At 66.1% G+C, this 363-nt stretch carries 1 protein-coding gene; it reads left to right on the top strand.

Annotated elements, in window-relative coordinates; all coding sequences use genetic code 11:
• Positions 1-363: cytochrome c biogenesis protein CcsA (ccsA, locus tag IB248_RS31090; RefSeq protein WP_192242259.1), on the top strand; the 363-nt coding region annotated here is incomplete at both ends.

The following is a 363-nucleotide window of genomic DNA, read 5'->3' as shown; positions in this document are numbered from 1 at the left end:
CCTTCATCCTGTTCATCCTGCTGACCTCCAATCCCTTCATGCGGCTGGATCCGGCCCCGGCCGAGGGGAAGGACCTCAACCCGGTGCTGCAGGACGTCGGTCTGGCGATCCACCCGCCGCTGCTCTACCTCGGCTATGTCGGCTTCTCCGTCTGCTTCTCCTTTGCCGTGGCTGCCCTTCTCGAAGGCCGCATCGATGCCGCCTGGGCGCGCTGGGTGCGGCCCTGGACGCTGGCTGCCTGGACGTTCCTGACGCTTGGCATCGCCATGGGCTCCTACTGGGCCTATTACGAGCTCGGCTGGGGCGGCTGGTGGTTCTGGGATCCGGTCGAGAATGCCTCCTTCATGCCCTGGCTTGCCGGGA

The sequence above is a fragment of the Rhizobium sp. RHZ01 genome (assembly GCF_014851595.1).
Taxonomy (GTDB): Bacteria; Pseudomonadota; Alphaproteobacteria; order Rhizobiales; family Rhizobiaceae; genus Rhizobium; species Rhizobium altiplani.
Note: the sequence above shows the minus strand (reverse complement) of the source record. Positions and strands in the feature narration are given on the sequence as shown.